This is a genomic window from Nostoc sp. UIC 10890, from assembly GCF_054786515.1.
This window is the reverse complement of record NZ_JBSGKF010000001.1, coordinates 2015307-2033210: the sequence shown is the minus strand read 5'-3', so window position 1 is coordinate 2033210 and position 17904 is coordinate 2015307. Positions and strand designations below refer to the sequence as shown.

General features: G+C 41.5%; 8 protein-coding genes. 1 reads left to right on the top strand and 7 read right to left on the bottom strand.

Annotated features, from left to right (window positions below; translation table 11 throughout):
* Positions 1-53: 53 nt before the first annotated feature.
* Positions 54-1253 (top strand): DUF4159 domain-containing protein, encoded by a 1200-nt coding sequence (locus ACWATR_RS08110; protein ID WP_460331242.1) that lies wholly within the window; start codon positions 54-56, stop codon positions 1251-1253.
* Positions 1254-1640: 387 nt separating this feature from the next.
* Here the strand turns inward: ACWATR_RS08110 and ACWATR_RS08105 are convergent, their stop codons facing one another.
* From ACWATR_RS08105 to ACWATR_RS08075, 7 genes are all read right to left on the bottom strand, one after another.
* Complete coding sequence (locus tag ACWATR_RS08105; RefSeq protein ID WP_460331241.1) at positions 1641-7079, bottom strand: trifunctional serine/threonine-protein kinase/ATP-binding protein/sensor histidine kinase; 5439 nt, start codon at positions 7077-7079, stop codon at positions 1641-1643.
* A gap of 748 nt (positions 7080-7827) precedes the next feature.
* On the bottom strand, positions 7828-8382 hold the full coding sequence (locus ACWATR_RS08100; protein WP_460331238.1) for a RidA family protein: 555 nt from the start codon (positions 8380-8382) through the stop codon (positions 7828-7830).
* 245 nt (positions 8383-8627) lie between these two features.
* Positions 8628-9152 carry a DUF2085 domain-containing protein gene (locus ACWATR_RS08095; RefSeq protein WP_460331236.1) on the bottom strand — a complete coding sequence of 175 codons (525 nt, stop codon included), beginning with the start codon at positions 9150-9152 and terminating at the stop codon, positions 8628-8630.
* Between the two features lie 490 nt (positions 9153-9642).
* Positions 9643-11754 (bottom strand): bifunctional arginine dihydrolase/ornithine cyclodeaminase, encoded by a 2112-nt coding sequence (argZ, locus tag ACWATR_RS08090; RefSeq protein ID WP_460331234.1) that lies wholly within the window; start codon positions 11752-11754, stop codon positions 9643-9645.
* Positions 11755-12221: 467 nt separating this feature from the next.
* A complete protein-coding gene (locus ACWATR_RS08085; RefSeq protein WP_460331232.1) occupies positions 12222-13853 on the bottom strand; it encodes a DUF1565 domain-containing protein in 1632 nt (543 codons plus the stop codon).
* Positions 13854-14307: 454 nt separating this feature from the next.
* Positions 14308-16689 carry a phosphoketolase family protein gene (locus tag ACWATR_RS08080; RefSeq protein ID WP_460331230.1) on the bottom strand — a complete coding sequence of 794 codons (2382 nt, stop codon included), beginning with the start codon at positions 16687-16689 and terminating at the stop codon, positions 14308-14310.
* A 567-nt stretch (positions 16690-17256) separates the two neighbouring features.
* Complete coding sequence (locus ACWATR_RS08075) at positions 17257-17877, bottom strand: Uma2 family endonuclease (RefSeq protein ID WP_460331228.1); 621 nt, start codon at positions 17875-17877, stop codon at positions 17257-17259.
* Positions 17878-17904: the final 27 nt, after the last annotated feature.

Below are 17904 nucleotides of genomic sequence, written 5' to 3'. Positions count from 1 at the left end.
ATTAAATAAAATTAAATAGACTTTTAATCTAAAATACAAAATCTAAAATTACTATGTCCCATCCTTTCCCACCCCCACCAATTAAATCTTTTGAACGCTTGCAAGCCGCAGACGGTTTATTAATTAATGCGGAACGCTGGCGCACAGCCCATGAATATCACCGGAATCGGCAAAATGCTCAATATCAAAGTTTAAACCAACCGGGAATTGTCTGTGGTTTAGGCGTGCGAGATGTGACTGCCCCAAGCCAAGTTGAAGCGAGATATCGAGATGGACGTTGGGTGCAAATTCAACCTGGGATTGCAATTGATTTAGCAGGTAATCTAATTGTTGTGCCGACTTCTTATGATTTTCCCATTGATATAGAAGTAGTAAGTTCTGAACCGCTCATGATCTACTTAGTAGTTAGCTATGTAGACCCTGACGAATTGCGGCGCGGACAGCAAAGAGATATTGTCCAAGAAACTTATCGAATTGACCAAAGAAACTCTACACCAGCCAGTTCAGAAATAGAAATATGTCGGATACTTCTACAACCAGGACATACTGAAATTACGCAACCTGCGGATGCTTTCTTTCCTGGATATAACAATATTGATTTGCGTTATCGTCGTCAGGCACAAATGCGTCCCCAAGCACTTGTTTGTATGGCGCAGGCGAATCATAGTGATCCCGAATGTGCGCGTAATTTTTTCAGCCTTTCGTATTTGTTACAAGCAGTAGAACCTTTATATCCAAGTTTGCGAGGGGCTGATGAACCAGGTCAGGTTTCTTTAGCAGAAAATATCCAAGACTATGACATACTTTATCTCACAGGTGGACAAGCCATATCTTTAAATAGTCTCGAATTTGAATCCCTTAGAAATTACTTAAATTTAGGTGGTGTTCTTTTAGTTGATGCACCAACAAATGCTAATCCTCTGATTGAGAGTACTCAAGCCTTAGCACAACAGTTAGAGAGTCCTTTAAGACCTTTAGAAGAATTGCAACGCAGTCATCCTTTAAGGACAAAACCTTTCTTATTTGCTGCCTTGCCAATGGTTAATCAACAGCAAATTAAGCTGTTAATCGGTGGAGGAATTATTTTAGCAATTGGAGATTTAGCAACTGCTTGGGGACTGGATAGAGATTTGAGTTTACCCAGATTGACTATTCGTACAGCTCAGGAATTAGGGATTAATATTCTTCACTATGCTTGGAAGCGGCGACAGTTAATTGGTTTGCAACAAGAAGATAATTCAGGACAGTGGTAAAACACAAGTCAAATTACCCCCCCTAATCCCCCCGATGCATTGCTACGGTGTACACACAAGTCCTAAAAACCTAGCTTGATAAGACTTTCCTCGTTCCCAGTCTCCGACTGGGAATGCATTCATTGAGTCAGAGACTCAATGCCAGATTGGAGGCAGAGCCTCCACGAGGAGCATTCCCATGTAGAACATGGGAACGAGATAAAAACGAGGTAAACGAGATAAACGAGAGAAGAATGGAAAATCAAGCTTTTTTCGACTTGTGTGTACACCGTAGCTTAAAAAGTGGGGGGTTAGGGGAGATCGAAAAGTGCCTAAAGTCATAGTGAAACACTTTTCAAACAACCTGTGAGGGGAACCTTGGGAATCAAGAGTGCTTTCAATAGCAGATCAGGAATTTGCAAAAGTATCAACATTTACCGCTTCATGTCGAACTGGAATTAAGATCACAAATTCTGTACCACGCTCTGTAGAAGAATTGCATTCGATTGAACCACCATGTTTTTCTACTATAATTTGTCGAGCGATCGCTAATCCTAATCCCGTTCCTTTCCCAACACTTTTAGTGGTAAATAAGTGGTCAAATATTTTTTGTCTAACTGATTCATTCATGCCTTTCCCATTATCAGCAATTTTCACCTCAACTTGGTTTTCTTTTAAAGAAGTGATAATTTTAATTCTGTTTAGATTAATTTTTATTTCCTCAAAACTCCGGCCTATATTTGATTCATCTAATGCATCAATAGCATTTGCTAAAATATTCATAAATACTTGATTCAATTGTCCTGGAAAACATTCGATTTGAGGGAATTCACCATACTCAGTAACTACTTCAATTGCCGGACGGCTATCATTGGCTTTGAGACGATGTTTTAAAATTAGAATTGTACTATCAATGCCTTCATGGATGTTAAATGGTACTTTGTAATCTCTATCGGCACGAGAGAAAGTACGTAAACTGGTGCTAATATTTTTGAGCCTGTCACACGCTATCGTCATCGAATCAATCATCTTGGGCAAATCTTCTAAGCTATATTCCAAATCGATTTCTTCGGCATGGGTAAGAATTTCATCTCCAGGAATAGGAAACATTTGTTCATATAGTTTCAAGTGTTTAGTAATATCAATCAATGTTGGTTTAGCTTGTTGGAGACTGGCAGCAATAAAACCAAGAGGATTATTCATTTCATGAGCTACCCCAGCAACTAAGTTACCCAATGCAGACATCTTTTCACTTTGCACAATTTGTAATTGAGCTTGTTGCAAATCTTGTAAAGCTTGCCCAGCTTGCTGATAAAGTCGAGCATTTTCTAAGGCTATTGCTGCTTGAGAAGATAGTAGGCTAATCACTTGTAAACGGTTACTAGTAAATACTCCTTGATTCAGTTGATTTTCTAAGTAGAGAATCCCCACCAAATGACCTTGGTTAATAATGGGCGCACATAAAACACTTTGAGGTTGATGTAGGAGCATATATTCCCCAATTACACCAGGAATACTTGTTTTACAATTGTCTATGATGACGGTTTCTTGGGTATTCTTAACATAATTGATCAGTTTTCTAGGAATATCTTGGCAAGCATCTAGTAGTTGTGAATCAAGAATGGTTTTGACATCCGTCTGAGAATTTGTCTGTTGATCGATAAAGGTAATTGCCCGCACTTGCCAAATATCTTCTTGAGGAAGAATTAATACAGACGTTTTCGCACCAGAATTTTCTAGGATAATGCGAGTGAGACTGCTAATTAATACGTCTAATTCGATACAACTGGAGATAGTTTGAGCAGCTTTGAGAATGCAGGTTAAATCTAGAGCATCAGAAATATTAGTACTGCTGGTGGCGTAAGTTGATGTACGGGAAATGCTAGCTATGCTTTCTAAGGGATTGAAGTTGAATTCTTGCTGTTGCAAAATAGATTTGAGTAATTTGGGATAGCGTTTTTCCAAGTCATCAGTTTTGGCTTTTGCTCCCCAACGGGCATAACTGTAATATGCTTGTTGCAGATATCCTTCTGCGGCTTTTTCTTTACCCCATTCTAAGTAAAATTTGGCAGCAAGTTCATTCGCGATCGCAACTTCCTGAACATATTCATTGGCGATCGCTTCTTGGATAGCAATTTCATAATAATCTGCGGCTTGTAAGCGATCGCCAGTTACACGAGCTTGTTCAGCTAAAATTAAATTGTACTTGTGCTGATAATTGACTGGCGCATGATCTGCCCATTCTTGCATTTTTGCTTGGTTTTGGGCTACTTTCTGGAGATAAAGCTGTTCCTGCGCTTCATTTACCCCAGAACAAAGGGCTAACAAGCTCAGAGATTGATAGAAATTCCGCAAAGGAACAATTAATAAGCCTGCTGCTCCCTGTTCATACTGCTCAAATTTTTGGGAATATTCCCAAGCAGATTCGTATTCACCAAAAAGATAAGCCAGTAGCGTTTTTGCCAAATAGACATAACAAATACCATTGATATTGTTAGTTTCAATCAAATTTGGTAACATTTCTACTTCGTGAAAATGCTTACCAGTTAAACAGCAGGGATCGATTGCTTCTCCTTGTAAATTTAGAAGCGTTTGCCGCCAAATATTTCCCCAAACAAGAGATACTTCTTGTTTAATCTGCTGCATTAGTTCGCAATATTTATCCGCCTCCAACACAGCATTTTCTAGGTTTTCTCCACTCCAAAATAGAAATTGACAATAGCAATTAGCGCAATAGCCGACATATTCTAAATTTCCGGTTTCTAATCCACTTTGCAATCCATCCAAAAATAAACTTAATGTGGATTTAATTGAATCTTTCCAGTGTTTAATAAACAGGCTGAATGTTAGATATACTCTGCTTTTAAGCTCTTTGGTTTGAAATTTTTCTAAAAGTTGTACTGCCAGTTTTCCAAAGTTATACCCATCTTCAATTGCACCAATACTGCACAAAAATAATCCATAGAGACTGTAAGCAACAGCTGCCTGTGGTGAGTTGCCATACTGGATGCAAATTCGGATCATTGTAAAAATCTTCAGTGGCAACAACATCGGTTTGGCTATATAAACCGGGGCAAACAAACCTGATAAAATGCGGAGTGCAACTAATTTTTGGGGATCGGTTATTTCTGGCAAATCTGCCAATGCTGAAATCGATTGATGAACCAACATTTGTTGCAACTGGTGATGTTCATCAAAAATCATTTGAGGATTACCTTCTTCAGGTAACCTCAAATCTAGTAATTGGAGTGCTTCTCTACCTGTAGCGATTGCTTCAACGAATTTATTTTGTGCTGTATAAGATTGGATTTGAATCTCGTATGTACGAACTTTTTCTAACGGAGATTTAGCGTTTTTGAGGATAATCTCTACTAATGATTTTGATGACTCAAAGTTTGTATTGAGATATTCTGCTTCAGCCGCAGATTCGTAAACAGAAAGGGCTAAATCGTAGCTACTTTGCCAAGCATTTATCGGTAATAGAAGCATCGCCACTTTTAAATACTCAACTGCTGTCGCATAAGCAGTGGAGTTCTTGGCTTTACAACCAGCTATCAGATTTAACCGGGCTAGATGTTCTCGTTCACCAGGTTCCTCTAATAAATCCAGTCCGTAATTGAATTGGTTAGCGATCGCAAAAATTCTTGACTCTTGGTGCTCTGGAAGTGTATTCTGCAACAACAATCGCCCAATTTGCAGGTGTGTTGACTGTTTTTCGGCTTCTGGAATGAGTGAATATGCAGCTTGCTGGACGCGATCGTGTAAAAATTTATATACAACCATCTCAGAATGTTCTTGAGTAGCTGCTTGATTTTCTGAACCAACAAAAAACTTATAAACCTCACTTTGCGGCAAAATCAACCCTTCTTGCAAAGCCTTCCACAAGCAATCTGCGGTTTCTACCTCCGATTGTTTAGAAACAATCGTTAATGTTTTTAAATCAAACTGATTTCCAATACAAGCAGCTAGCTTCAATTGTTGTTGAGTTAATTCTGGCAGTCTTCGTAATTGAAATACCATAAACTCAACAACATCATCTGCGAGAGTTTGTTGATTTATTTGGGAAATGTCACATTGCCAACATCCCTCTACAAAATTGAATTGAATCAGTTTATCTTGATATAATGATTTGAGAAGCTGAGTTGCGAAAAATGGATTACCTTGAGCTTTACGATAAATCAATTGTGAAAGAGATAATGCCACACTTTCTGCACAATTTAACGTATCAGCTACAAGTTGATTTAATTGTAATTGGTTAAGCGGCTTCAGAATTAACCTATTGACAGTTACACCTGTTTTGTGAATTTTATCCAACATCACCATCAACGGATGTGCTGGAAATACTTCATTGTCTCGATACGCACCAATTAATAATAAATAGCCCTGATTAGCTTCATTCATTAATAATTGCATCAGTTTCAATGAAGCCGAATCTACCCACTGTAAGTCATCTAAGAATATGACTAAGGGATGTTCTTTAGTTGTAAATACTTGAAGAAATTTTTGAAATAATAAATTAAATCGGTTTTGTGCTGCATTACCTGATAATTCTGGTGCAGGTGGTTGTCTGCCAATAATTCTTTCTAATTCAGGAATGACTTCAATAATTACCTGTCCGTCTTCACCTAATGCTTGAACAATTTTATGCTTCCATTCTTGTATTTTAATAGCGCTTTCTGCTAATAGCTGCTCCATAAAATTACGGAAAGCTTGGACAAATGCGGAAAAAGGAATATTTTTATTAAATTGGTCAAATTTACCTTTGATAAAATAACCGCGTTGTCGAACAATAGGTTTATGAATTTCGTTAACAACCGCAGTTTTACCAATCCCTGAAAATCCAACTACCAGTGTTATTTCTGTTGCCCCTAGACTGACATTTTCAAATGCTTGTAGTAAGATTTGTACTTCTAATTCTCGACCATAGAGTTTATCAGGGATAATAAATCTATCGCACATATCCCTTTGGGCAATGGGGAAACTTTCAATTTGTCCTGTTGTCTTCAGTTGAGACAAACTAATTTCTAAATCATACTTCAATCCGAATATACTCTGATAGCGATCTTCAGCATTTTTTGCCATCAATTTGCTGACGATATCTGAAATTACAGGCGGTATTTGTGAGTTAATTTGATATATTAAGGGGGCTATTTTAGCAAGATGGGAATGCACCAACTCCATTGCTTCATTTGATTGAAAAGGTAAATTTCCTGTGAGTAACTCGTAGAAAGTTACACCAAGTGAATAAAAATCAGTCCGGTAGTCAATCCCCCGATTCATTCTCCCTGTTTGTTCTGGAGAAATATAAGCTAGTGTTCCTTCTAACACATTGGGGCTGATTAGCGTTTGCGTTTCTCTTGGTAATAGAGAGGCAATACTAAAATCGATTAATTTAACTTGTTTGGAATCAGGATTAATTAAGATGTTGCTCGGTTTGATGTCTTTATGAATAATGCGCTGACTATAGAGTATCTCTAAGGCGTTACACAGTGCGATCGCTATTTGCAAAAACTCTTGTAAAAACCTGATATCTCGCGTATGTTCACTAGTAAAATAGTCTTTGAGAGAAATGCCGCCAAAATCTTCCATCACCAACGCATAGCCATTTTGATACACATCCAGGCTGTAGGTTTGGATGATCAGGGATGAGTTGAGATTTTTGGCAATGGTGTATTGATTGCGAAACTGCACCAGTTCATTGAAGGAGGGATATGGATTTTTCAACAGTTTGATCACTACAGGTAATGAGTCAGTTTCTCGATACCCCCGATAAACTATAGTTCTCGAACCATTATAGATTTCTTCAATGACCTGATATCCAGAAATACTAACATGAGTGCTGAACATATTGCTAAATCCTAGTGATTTCTAAACTTATTGTTCCCAAATTAGTAACGATAATTTAATGTTTATTGGTAAATATTACTGTGAGTTAACTTTAGATTTAAAACTACCAGGCTGTTGATAAAACTCGGTGACAACCAAATTTATCTAGACGTTATTTCTAAAGTCCAGCAGTGGAGAAAAAACTTTTAGGCATCAAATGCAGACATAGGATACCCCACACAAAAGTATCGATTTTTTCAGCGGGGTTGCATATTTGTGGGATGATTTTACTATTTTTGTGGGATGGGCATCTTGCCCGTCTCTTGTATTTCCGGGCGGGCAGGATGCCCACCCCACAAGAATCATCCCTTAATTCAGCAACGCCTTTTCAGCAGGAAACTGCAAAACTTATGTACCATTTAAAAAAATGATTGCGACAGATATAGGTTGGATTGAAGAACTAAACTCAATCTTAAAAACCTAAATTTTTTTTGGGTTTGACTACGTTTAACCCAATCTACGCATCTGTCGCATTATTTTCGCAAATTGCTATAATCTAATAATTTTTCAAGCCAAAAATACCTTTGTTAGGGCTGGAGAAAGATTAAAGGGAAAGGGATTAAAAACCTTTCGCTCTTTCCCTTTAACTTTTAAAGAGCCAAGTTAGAGAGACGTGATAAATCGCCGTCTCTACAGAGGATTTACCCATCAATTATTGCGAATTGCGAATTGGTTTAATGGAGAGGCTCACTGCTCCCTTGCCTCTTGTTTAATCACGCTTTTCTGGAATTACCGCATAAGCATCAATTTCAAACAACATACCGTCAAGTGCAAGTCTAGGAACGGGAATAAGAGTGTTTGCTGGTGGTTTATTCCCCCAAAAATTAATAATTTCACGCCCTAACGGTATCAATTTATTTTGGTTGTAATCCGCTATAAGAACAGTAGTTTTTGCTACATCTTGTGGCTGTGCACCAACCGCTGCTAAGGCATAACGGAGGTTTTTAAAAGCCTGTATTAACTGCTGTTCAAAGTCAGCGGAGACGAGATTACCTTGTAAATCCGAACCAAATTGACCAGAAATATAGACGGTTTTCGCCCTTGCTGGTGTAATAGCTATATGACTATAACCATTTTGGGTTGGATTATATAAGGTTGGTGGGTTCACCAATTTCAACTCTTGCTTGTCTTTAGCGCTCACTTCATTTTGTGTTGCCACCATCAAGGCGGTAGTTACTCCGCTACCTCCAAGCCACAGAAGTGCATTTCGTCGGGATAAGTTTGTCACTAGTGAATTTACAGCATTGGTAATACGTCTAGTCATTAAAGCTCCTGAAATATGAGTTCTCTATTTTTGCTCATACTTAGTTCTATTATCTACCAAATTGGAGTAAAAAAGCACTAGTTAAGAGGTAAATTTAAGGGTGCTCACGTAATTGCAATATATGACATACTCCCCGCGCCGCCTCTTCGAGGATGGCGGAGGGAGGCTCCTCAGTGACACCCGGCAACCCATCGGACATTACATTTTGCAAAAATTAATCCACTCTACAAGTTGTGTGATAAAACCTACAATTGGTTCAAACTAGTTTTAGCACCCCGCCACCCATGTAAAAGAGGCATGGTAAACAATCCCCACGCCAAACCTGTAATCAACCCAAAAGGCGTCACCAGATAGTTATTAAAACCCCACCAACCGAAAATCTGTGCTGCTAATTCCAAGGGATAAGCCATCATCAGCACACTAGCTAAAGCAGCACCACTCCAGCCATACTGACTTAACCAGTAAAATCCTTTACCACCAGTTAGCCCATACAGCAGACGAGTAATCAGCAAACCCGTCACAGTGCCGTAGCAGCGCATACACACAGCCATAATAAACGGTGGTGCTAAATCTAACCCCATCTCTGGTTGTGGACACACATGATTACCCATGAAATAAATGATGTCCGCAATCCCAGGAAGCAAAGGTACTCCAGACGCAGCCAGAAAGGGAGCCACTGGCGGGCCAAAAACCATTCCTACCAACAAGAAATCAGCAATCAAACTGACCCAACTAACCTGCAACTCTTCACTGAAAGCTACTCTTGTCATCTCCCTTTCTCTGCATCCTTTGTGGTTCGTCTCTTAACTTATATTTTGCACCAGGCGACTAGAAGTCGCGGCTATACAGGCAAAACCCGCCTACGCGGGTTGAAAACTTTTAATCCGCCTGCGCGGACTTTGTTTAGATAGCCGCGATTTTTAATCACTAGGGCTACGGGCGTGTTTACAAACTATTTGTTTAGCCTCCTAACTTTTTAGATCCCCCTAAATCCCCCTTAAAAAGGGGGACTTTAAGAGACTCTCCCCCCTTTTTAAGGCTACGGTGTACACACAAGTCTGAAATAGCGGATTAACCAAGTTTTTACCCCACCCTAACCCTCCCCTTGCAAAGGGGAGGGAACCGGATTGATTTCTTTTTCCCCCCTTTGCAAGGGGGGATTAAGGGGGGTAATTCGATTTGTGTGTACACCGTAGCCTTTTTAAGGGGGATTGGGGGGATCTAAGACTTTGAAAACACGCCCTAGGTGCAAGATATGAATTAACCTACCTTATTGATGTATGGACTTGTCAACTTATCCAACTGCTGAATCAACAGACTAAGGAACAATCCTACATCTGTAACTACACCTACCGATTCTACAGAACCGCGATCGCTTAATTTAGTCACCACAGCTGGATTAATATCCACACACACCATTTTCACACCAGCCGGAGTCATATTCCCCACGCCAATGGAGTGCAGCATTGATGAAAGCATCAAAATCATCTCTGCACCTTCTAGGTGTTTGGCATATTCCTCCTGTGCTTTAATCAAATCCATTTGGGTGTCAGGTAAAGGCCCGTCATCCCGAATCGATCCCGCAAGCACAAAAGGCACGTTATTGTGGACACACTCATACATCACGCCACTTTTAATTGCTCCCGCTTCCACAGCTTTGGGAATGCTGCCATAACGGCGGATACTGTTAATTACCTTGAGGTGATGGCGGTGTCCACCACGGACGGCGACACCCCGCTTCATGTCCACACCCAAGGAAGTACCCATGATATTTTGCTCGATGTCGTGAACTGCGATCGCATTCCCACCAAGCAACGCCTGTACATATCCTTCCCGAACTAGTTGCGCCAGATGTTCGCCGCCACCAGTGTGAATCACCACGGGGCCAGCCGTGACAACTACTTTACCGCCAGCATCGCGGATTTTACGTAATTCCCAAGCTACTTGCTCAACGACTAATTCCACGCGCCGTTCGCTGGAAACACCTGCCGACATGAAGCTGAATTCTTGAGTGCTGCGTTGTTCGCGTGATTCAGTTTTGCGGATGGTGCGGATACCTAATACATCTACAATTACCTGTTCACCAACTTCTAAATCGCGGAGTATTTTACACCGAGCAACTAAGCCAGAGGGAGTTTGAGTAATTGCGATCGCGCCATCCATCCGCTGATTTTCTACCTTCACCCACTGACCCTTAATTCGGACTTCGGTAGGATAAATTGTACTGACGTAGAAATCATCGGGCGCAACCCCATTTTGAATCACAGGCTCCAGGATGGCATCTCGCTCGTCATGGGGTAAATCTACTGCACCCAAATCAATCAATAGGGAGATGATTTCTTCCATCACCTCATGAGATGGTGCTGATACCCTCACCTCTGCGGCTGAAGTACTTTGCCGTTGTTCTCCCAAGTTGAAATTCAGGACTTGGAAACTTCCCCCGGCATCTATAATCAAATCCAAGGCGCGGTTAATTAAGCCAGCATCCAGCAAATGTCCTTCCATGCGAATGATACGGCTTTCTACCGAGACATTGGCATGAATTTCATCCCTAACTGGCTCTGTTACCCGCAAAGTTAAGCATTTAGCCGCACCACCAGCTTTGAGAAATTCCGTCAGTGGTGTTTCCAGCACTTGGAAACCTAAATCTGCAAGGCGGGTTTTCAAAGCTTCACTCGCCTTGTTCATGATCACAATGCTGTCCACATTCACCGCATTACAAGCGAAGTTGACTGCATCGGCTTCCGCAAGGGCGATTCGCTTTTCGGGTGCGACTCGCATTTCAATTAAGCGGTTGGAGTAAGAATCAAAAGCGCCTGGATAGTACAGCAAATAGCCATTTGCTAAAGGACAAAAACAGGTATCCAGGTGATAGAAACGTTCATCGATGAGTCGCAGTGAGAGAACCTCAATATCCAGCCATTTAGCTAGATAAGGGTGAGAATCTAATTCCGAGCGGAAACCGTATCCCGCCCATAACCAGCGTCCTTCCCGATCTAGCAGTGCATCTCCTGCTCCCTCAAAGGGCAAATCTTTAGGAAGTTCATTGACTGTATAACCATTTGCCTCAAACCATTGTTTGAAGAAAGGTTCCTCTCCCTGACGTTCTTTATGTAAAAAGCGACTGAGGACGACAGTATCCCCTAGTACTAAGCCAGCGTTGGCGGTAAAAACCAAATCAGGCCAACCTTTTTCCGGTGGTACTAAGTCTACAATGGCGTGTTGTTTCAGAATCTCGTGTAGTCCCTGCCACTGTTCCACGGCGCGATCGCGCGATGATTTGTGAATATTCCCTTCCATCCAAGGATTAATCACATAGTCCACATCGTAGTGGTCAGGAGGACACATTAAAAAGCGAATCCGGGAAGTCATAAAAATCTTACAAGCGTTTTATATGCTACAAGCTTACTTTGAATACAGATTTTTGTTTTTCTACACTTGGTAAAATCTGCTACTAAAGCTTTACATTTTGATAGTCGAAGGCTTTACAAAGGCTTCGTTACTAATTCTATTACTCGAAGATGGTAATAAGTACAGAAGGTGGCAAAATGCCAATAATGCCAAAACTGCTCGGTTAAGGGGAAAAGGGAAAGGGGTAAGAAAAAACACTATGATAAGCAGCAAATAGCAAATATTAGTGGCGATCGCTCTCTTCTTCTATCTAGTTTGCACCAAAGCACGGGCGTCCGAAGTCAAGAAAATTTTTCGCTTAACTTCGGGCCAGGTATGTACCAAAAAACTCGACCAATGACCAATGACAAATGACAAATGACAAATGACCAATGACAAATGACCAATGACCAATGACCAATGACCAATGACAAATGACAAATGACCAATCAAGCAGCAACTACATAAGGCGAGTTGATCGCTACTACACGACCAGCATCTACCAAAGCTTGATACACGATCGCTGCTACTTCACCGCGTGTAGCATCGCGGGTAGGATTGAGTTGTTTCAGGTTCGGGTAATTGACGATAATTTCTTTGTCTATAGCTTTTATTACCTCATCCTTGGCATATTCAGGAATCTTAGATTGGTCATCAAAAACTTTGATGTTTGCTGTACCATCAGCAGATAACTTCAGTCCATTCACCAGAGAGACAATCACTTGCACGCGCTGAATATTTTTGTTAGGGCCAAAGGTATTGTCGGGAAAACCAGAGAGAAATGAACCTTGATATGCCTGCTCAATAACTTTAGATGCCCAAAAGTCTGCTGGTACATCTTTGAATTTGATCGCCGCGCGGTTGGGCGATGGGTTGAAAGCTTTTACCAGTAATGCGGCGTATTGTGCCCGTGTCATAGTTGCATCGGGTTTAAATGTGCGATCGGGAAAACCGTTAATTATCCCCAATTTGACTAATTCCCGAATAAACCCACCTGCCCAATGATTCGCAATATCGGTTAATTCGATAGTGGGAGTAGGCGTTGGAGTAGGTGTTGGCGTTGGAGTTGGCGTTGGAGTTGGTGTGGGAGTTGGAGTTGGAGTTGGCGTGGGAGTTGGAGTTGGAGTTGGTGTGGGAGTTGGAGTTGGAGTTGGCGTGGGAGTTGGAGTTGGGGTTGGTGTCGGTGTTGGCGTGGGCGTGGGTGTTGGAACCGAACTATCTGCAAACTCTACATTTCCAGTGACTTTAGACGCATCTATTTTATTTCCTAGAGAAATCAGCTTATTGGAACTGGCATTTTGCAAATCAAATTTACCGTTATTGCGTAGAGTATTTCCTCCTGGATTATTGGTACTGCCGATATCTGGTAGGGCAGTTCCAATTACTGTGATGCCATCATCAGTGTTATTTTCACTGACATTATTACGTAATAGAGGACGAGAACTACCAGAGATGACAATTCCAGAACGGTTTTCGTAAATTCTGTTATCTCGAAGGATGGGTGATGCAGTATCACTAATAGCGATGCCAAAACCTGTTTTAAAGAAGGTATTATTTTCAATTTGGCCTTTGGAATTTTTTGCGATCGCAATTCCATTAGCTGCATTCTCACTGAACACATTACCTAGAATAACTGGATTAGCCTCGCCTGTAGCAAATACACCCTCACGCTTACAGTTTTTGAAGGTGCTATTAGCTACAGTAGGGGCAGTTGATTCAATCCAGATACCACTACCACGGCTAGCCAGATTTGTTACAGTCACTCCCCGGAGTTCAGCTTTATCCAGTAACACAAATGTGACATTCTGACCAGCAAAAGTACGGCTTAGATAATTACCACTCCCTTCAATCAAAATGCGATCGCCTTTGTTGGTTTCATTACCTACCACTGTCACCCCAGATGGAACCGTTAGGGGAAAGACTTCACCGCTAGCAGCATTGTAATTACCATCTGCCAGTTGAATCTTGGTATCAACAGTAGCTACCTTGAGGGCTTGGGTAATAGTTTTGAAGGGGGCTTGTTGACTACCTGGGTTAGTATCACTGCCTGTTACTGAATTTACGTAAAAAATTTGAGCCATATTTATACTTTAAGAAAATACATAGCTATCGTAACGCTAACCATGAAAGTAGGTAGCGGTTGATGCATTAAGTAACTTAAAGTATTTTTCACTGCAAAGTTCAAAAGTTATGCAAATGCTTTTCGGCTTCACTACTAATCTGTCCCATTAATTTTGAGGAGAGAATAAGTTTGTAGTCAGGACTTTAGTCCTGGATTTTTAAGCACTAAAGTGATTATAGGAATCCGCTTTGATTTCTGAAATTATTTGCGTAGGTAGGCAATAGGCAATAGGCAATAGGCAATAGGCAATAGGCAATAGGCAATAGGCAACAGGAAACAAGCCTCTTCAAGTTGTACTGATTTTTTTCAAAAATCAAATAGGAGTCCTATACTACGAACTCAACTAAAAAAGGGAGAAGCAGGGAGAAGCAGGGAGAAGAGTTTCCCCTCTGCCTCTCTATCGTTATCCCCTCTTAATACGGCCACTTCCAATCGCGAATTTCCGGCATATCGTCGCCGTACTTCTCAATGTAATGCTTGTGTTCGATCAGCTTATCTTGCATCTGCTGTTTGACATAAGCTGCCTTGTATCCTAATTTCGGCACGCGATTAATTACATCAATTACCAAATGGAAGCGATCTAGATCGTTAAGCACAACCATATCAAAGGGAGTGGTGGTAGTTCCCTCTTCCTTGTAGCCACGCACATGGAGGTTTTTGTGATTAGTCTGGCGATAGGTTAGGCGATGAATCAGCCAAGGATAGCCATGAAAGGCAAAGATAATTGGTTTATCGGTGGTGAAAATTGTATCAAAGTCTTTTTCACTCAAACCGTGGGGATGTTCACTTTTTGGCTGTAGTGTCATCAAATCCACTACATTTACTACCCGTACCTTTAAGTCGGGGAAGTGCTGGCGCAGAATGTCTACAGCAGCCAAGGTTTCTAAGGTGGGAATATCCCCAGCACAACCCAGCACTACATCTGGTTCGCCGCCTTGGTCGTTGCTTGCCCATTCCCAAATACCGATGCCTTTGGTGCAGTGCTTGATAGCAGCATCCATGTTGAGATATTGCAATGCGGGTTGCTTTCCGGCAACGATAACGTTGACATAGTTGCGGCTTCTCAAGCAGTGGTCAGTTACCGATAGCAAAGTGTTGGCATCGGGGGGCAAATAAACACGAACGATTTCTGCTTTTTTGTTAACTACATGGTCGATAAAACCGGGGTCTTGGTGGGAAAAGCCGTTATGGTCTTGTCGCCAAACGTGGGATGTGAGTAGGTAATTGAGAGAAGCAATTGGTCTACGCCAGGGAATATCTCTGGTTGTTTTCAGCCATTTGGCGTGCTGATTGAACATCGAGTCAATGATGTGGATGAAGGCCTCATAGCAAGAGAAAAAGCCGTGGCGACCTGTGAGGAGGTAGCCTTCTAGCCATCCTTGACAACAAGTTTCGCTGAGAATTTCCATCACCCGACCATCGGGGGAAAGGTGGTCATCTTCTGGGAGTTTCTCGGCTACCCAACTCCGGTCTGTGACTTCCAATACACCGCCTAAGCGATTTGATACCGTTTCATCGGGGCCGACGATGCGGAAGTTGCGGCTTTCTTGGTTAAGTTGCATGATATCCCGCAGGAATTTTCCTGCAACTTGGGTAGCTTCAGCGATCGCCTTCCCAGGTTGAGAAACATCTACAGCATAGTCTTGAAAGTCGGGCATCTTCAGGTCATGCAGCAAGATACCGCCGTTGGCGTGGGGATTGTCACCCATGCGTCGATGACCTTTGGGAGCCAATTCTGCTAGTTCTGGAATCAGTGTGCCGTTAGCGTCGAAGAGTTCTTCTGGTTGGTAACTCTTCATCCAATCTTCTAGGAGTTTTAGGTGTTCTGGCTGTTTGGCTATGTTGCCAAAGGGAACTTGATGCGATCGCCAATAACCTTCGGTTTTTTTGCCATCTACTTCCTTGGGCCCTGTCCAACCTTTGGGGGTTTTCATGACAATCATCGGCCACTGAGGACGTTCGGTGAAACCATGTACGCGGGCTTCTCTTTGGATGCTTTGAATTTCTGCGATCGCTATATCTAGAGTCGCCGCCATCTGCTGATGTACATCTGCGGGATCGTCACCTTCGACAAAGTAGGGCTTGTAGCCGTAGCCTACAAATAAGCTTTCTAATTCCTCATGGCTGATACGTGCCAATACCGTTGGGTTAGCAATTTTATACCCATTCAAGTGGAGAATCGGCAGTACAGCCCCATCATGCACAGGGTTAAGAAACTTGTTGGAATGCCAGCTAGTTGCTAAAGCACCTGTTTCAGCTTCGCCGTCACCCACAACAGCAGCAACTATCAAGTCAGGGTTATCAAAGGCAGCACCGAAAGCGTGGACAAGGGCATAACCTAGTTCCCCGCCTTCGTGGATAGAACCGGGGGTTTCCGGTGCAACGTGACTGGGAATACCACCGGGGAAAGAAAATTGTTTGAAGAGTTTTTGGATTCCTTCAGCATCTTGGGAGATGTTGTGATAATACTCGGTGTAAGTGCCTTCTAAGTAGGTATTGGCTACCAGTCCAGGACCTCCATGACCAGGGCCAGCAATATAGATGGTGTTGAGGTCATATTTTTTGATGACTCGATTCAGGTGAACATAAATCAAGTTCAGCCCTGGTGTTGTTCCCCAGTGCCCCAAGAGTCTGGGTTTAACGTGTTCTAGCTTTAGAGGTTCTCTTAGTAGCGGATTGTCGAGTAGATATATTTGCCCAACGGAAAGATAGTTAGCTGCACGCCAGTAGGCGTTTATCTTCCGTAATTCTTCATCTGTTAAAGGCTTTGTTTGTGGAGTCGTTGCTAATGTCATTTCGACACTCCATTCCAAAAGGTTTTTGATGGGTTCATCAGTAAGTAATTATACTTGTTTTGCAAATGATGGCCATCTACCTATGATGATTTTTTCAGCCTTAGTGACTAAATTGCTTAGTTTTGGGCACAGGATGGAAAGCAATGTCTACAAAGGGCTATGCCTACTAGTGGTCTGCCAATCCAAAAATGCTGAGGTCTGGGGAAAGGGGAAAGGGTAAGGGATTTAAAACCTTTCCCTTTACCCCGCCAAGTTCACTTGGCGAACTACTAATGGTCTGTCCCATTAATTTTGCTGGGCTACGAGATCCCCGACTTCTTTAAGAAGTCGGGGATCTGACCACCGCTAACCACTCATAACTAATGAGACAGACCACTAGTCTGTCCAATTCATTTTGAGTCTCTACAGGGAATTTATCCATCAATTATTTATTGACAGACTACTACTCTGTTGATTAATACTATTAATACTGCATTTTATTCAGTTTGATTTATTAATGGATAAATCAAACTGCTCTGTCTTGAAATTTATGAACTATCAATTAATAATTATTTGCTCAAAATATGTCTAAGTTAAAATATTACCCGCTTGAAAAATCTGTTTAGCAGTGAGATTTAACTCTGGAAATGTTGGGGAATGGATAAGGTCTGTATTCCTAAACTTGCTAACTTGATACTCACCTTCATCCAAAGAACAAACTAAAATTGTAGATTGCTTTGGTTTGCCAATAAACTCCCTACCACCGAAAGCAGCATAATCAACAATCCAGTACTCAGTAATCCCCATTTCTTCATAATCCGCGTATTTTTTGAGATAGTCATCACGCCAATTTGTACTAACAACTTCAATAATTACAGGAATTGATGCAGGTTGAATAACAGTAGATTCTGTTTTCCACAGAGGTTCATTGATCAAATTAGGGCGATTCAACAACAGCACATCTGGCGAGTAACCTGATTCATTTACAGGTGGTTTGACTAGTACTGTCTTGGGTATGAAGTAGGGGAGATTTAAACGAATACATTCTCTAGTAAGTTCAAAAGCTAAAAATCCTGTTACTTCTTCATGGTCTCCTACAGGTTGAGGCATTTTGACAATTGTTCCGTTGTGCAATTCATAGCGCTCATTCTCCGGTTTCCACTTGACAAATTCTTCAAAAGTTACGATTTTTGGTAAAGCTTGAGTCACGTCGCTTTGCTCCGAATTAAAAATTAA

Excerpts from the sequence above, each read along its gene's own strand:
- ACWATR_RS08105 (WP_460331241.1), bottom strand. The coding sequence starts at position 7,079 with ATGTTCAGCACTCATGTTAGTATTTCTGGATATCAGGTCATTGAAGAA.
- argZ (WP_460331234.1), bottom strand. The coding sequence starts at position 11,754 with ATGACTTCCCGGATTCGCTTTTTAATGTGTCCTCCTGACCACTACGAT.
- ACWATR_RS08110 (WP_460331242.1), top strand. The coding sequence starts at position 54 with ATGTCCCATCCTTTCCCACCCCCACCAATTAAATCTTTTGAACGCTTG.
- ACWATR_RS08080 (WP_460331230.1), bottom strand. The coding sequence starts at position 16,689 with ATGACATTAGCAACGACTCCACAAACAAAGCCTTTAACAGATGAAGAA.
- ACWATR_RS08100 (WP_460331238.1), bottom strand. The coding sequence starts at position 8,382 with ATGACTAGACGTATTACCAATGCTGTAAATTCACTAGTGACAAACTTA.
- ACWATR_RS08085 (WP_460331232.1), bottom strand. The coding sequence starts at position 13,853 with ATGGCTCAAATTTTTTACGTAAATTCAGTAACAGGCAGTGATACTAAC.
- ACWATR_RS08095 (WP_460331236.1), bottom strand. The coding sequence starts at position 9,152 with ATGACAAGAGTAGCTTTCAGTGAAGAGTTGCAGGTTAGTTGGGTCAGT.